At 70.2% G+C, this 2,428-nt stretch carries 1 protein-coding gene and 1 pseudogene; one reads left to right on the top strand and one right to left on the bottom strand.

Features of this window, described 5'->3' with window-relative positions; all coding sequences use genetic code 11:
• Positions 1 to 1,390 precede the first annotated feature (1,390 nt).
• Positions 1,391 to 2,122, top strand: coding sequence for a hypothetical protein (locus AB0B91_RS65080; protein WP_089002799.1), 732 nt, complete (start codon positions 1,391 to 1,393; stop codon positions 2,120 to 2,122).
• A gap of 162 nt (positions 2,123 to 2,284) precedes the next feature.
• On the opposite strand, the pseudogene AB0B91_RS65075 reads toward AB0B91_RS65080, so the two are convergent.
• A pseudogene (locus AB0B91_RS65075) lies at positions 2,285 to 2,428 on the bottom strand (D-alanine--D-alanine ligase); the annotation flags it as partial.

The following is a 2,428-nucleotide window of genomic DNA, read 5'->3' as shown; positions in this document are numbered from 1 at the left end:
CGCGCGGGCGGTGCCCGTTGGTTCGGCCGTCGCCGTGGCCGTTTCCGTGAAACGGCCACGGTTCTGCGGTTTGCGGCCCGGCGGTTGAGATGGCATCGAAGAGTACGGGCGAGACCCACCCGAGCAGATGAACGCCAAGCGGTAGCGGGGCTCTGCCGAAGGGGACCGCGAGGCAGCCGTAGAGGCTGTGAGAGGGCGTCGGAGCCCCTCGTGCCGGCTCTGGCACCCCGAGGGCCACCCCTGCGGTTTGGCGGGACCGGTAGCGCTGTGAGGACGTGGATGGGCCCGCCAGGATCGAGCCTCAACCCCACTGGACGCACGCTGCCCGGCCCATCTTGTGTCGGGTGCATCCGCTCGAGCCGTCGCCGGGTCGTGGGATGCCAGTCGCACTCGTGCTGCCGGCAAAGCGCTCCGGACGATCCGGCGGCATGCGTGCCGACATGCAGCATCCCGACGTCCCGCTACGCAGAGGGCGCCCCGTCGCAGTCGTGTCGTCGCCGTTCTCAGCTTCGCTTCCGGCGGGGTCGTGTCAACGGATGCACGACGCCGAGGCGCAACCCTGGTCGGCCCCGCCGAACGGGCACCACAGCACCTGCAACAGGTCCACCTCGCTGGCGTGGGGCCGGTCGGGGACATCCCGCGACGAGCTGGCCGTTGCGGCCATGTCTTCAGGAACCGCGACAGTCGAAGCGCGATGGGTGGCCATCGGTCGAAGGCCGGAGGCGTCGGACTCAGCGGCGTCGACTCGGAACGGCGGATTGGGAAGCGCCGGGGCTCAAGGGCAGCGGACTCGGAAGCGGCGGATTCGAGGACGGCGGATTCGAGGACGGCGGATTCGAGGACGGCGGATTCGAGGACGGCGGATTGGGAGGTGCCGGGTTCGAGGACGGCGGACCCGCAGGCGGCGGATTCACAGGCGGTGCCACCGGAAGGCACGGAGCGGCGATCACGGGATCGGAAGCTCGATCGGCGGTCGGGAGCGGCGCCGACGATGACGGCCCGGTGGTCGCGCGAGCGACGATTATCGGGCGGGGTGATGGCGAGGATGGAGCGACGGCGAAGTGCGGCCGACGTCGACGGCGTGTTCTGGTTTCACGTGGAACCGTCCGCAGCCCCGTCCCGCAGCCCTCAGGCCCGAAACGGAGCCTTCAGGTCCAAAGTTATCCACAGGGGTTATCCACAGGCTCCCCTGTTTCACGTGAAACCCCGTGTGGAACAGGGTGACAGCCTGTGGATGACGGCATGTGTCCGGCGTCTCATCAGCCTGTGGATGCCTGTGCGTGCCTGTGGATAACTTCGCTTCGCGCTGCGACCTCAGGGCCGGAGCGGCATCGCTCCGTGGCGCATTCGGGTAGGGACAGCGGTGCCGGAACCGGTTAGTGTCAGCGTCGTGCACGACACCCCTCCCTCCGTTCCGGACTTCACCCAGTGGCCGTCCTTCCCCTTCGAGGGCGACCTTCGTGTCAAGCAACTCGATGATCCGGTCCCGGTCGAGCCGCCGCGCAGGGGCGAGGGACATCGGGAATGCACCGCCTGCAACGCCCCGGACGACGCGTACATCTGGGTGGGCGAGCGATGGCGGGTACGCGCCATGGACCGTCCCACCGGGCTGCCGATGGTGCTGATCCTCGAATCCCGCTCGCACCTGGATCTCGGCGACCTGCCGAACCTGCTCGCCGCCGAACTGGGGGTGATGACCGTACGGCTGGAGCGGGCCATCCGGTCCCTCGACGGCGTGGCCCGGGTGCACGTCAACCGCTGGGGCGACGGCTCCGCGCACCTGCACATGTGGTTCCTCGCCCGGCCCTACGGTCAGCTTCAGTTGCGGGGGACCTTCCTCTCCCTGTGGGATTCCATCCTGCCGCCCATCTCGGAGTCGCAATGGCGAGAGAACCTCGCCATGGTCGCGGCCTGGCTGGCGGAGTTCGGCGGACGCCCGCTGGCCGAGCCGCCGCGCATCCAGTGGCAGGCGCCCTCCAGCTTCACCGGGCAGTCCCCGGTCGAGGACGAGCCGACGGAGGGCGAGGCGGTTTCCGTGATCGAGTCCGCCGAGGAGGTCCCGCCCGCGGAGGAACCGGGAGACGAGGCGTCCGCCGCGGAAGCCCGAGGGCCGCGCGTCTAGGGCTCGTCCGTCCTGCCGATCCCTCGAACGGGCGCTCGGTGGCTCCGAGCGGGACGTCCGGCGAGACCGGCCACCGCAACACCCTCGATCGGCAGCCGGCGCACATGCCCAACCGGTGGGCCCACGATCGACCGGACGAGACCCCGGAGAGAGACGGGCCGGTCAGGGGCGCCGGGTCGCGGCGCGGGCCACCAGGGTTCCGAGCGTCCTGCCGAAGTCCAGGCCAGCGGCCTGGACCGCGAGCGGCAGCAACGAGGTCTCGGTCATCCCCGGCGAGACGTTGACCTCCAGCACGTGCGGCTGCCC

Source organism: Nonomuraea sp. NPDC049141 (assembly GCF_040648415.1).
GTDB lineage: Bacteria > Actinomycetota > Actinomycetes > Streptosporangiales > Streptosporangiaceae > Nonomuraea.
Note: the sequence above shows the minus strand (reverse complement) of the source record. Positions and strands in the feature narration are given on the sequence as shown.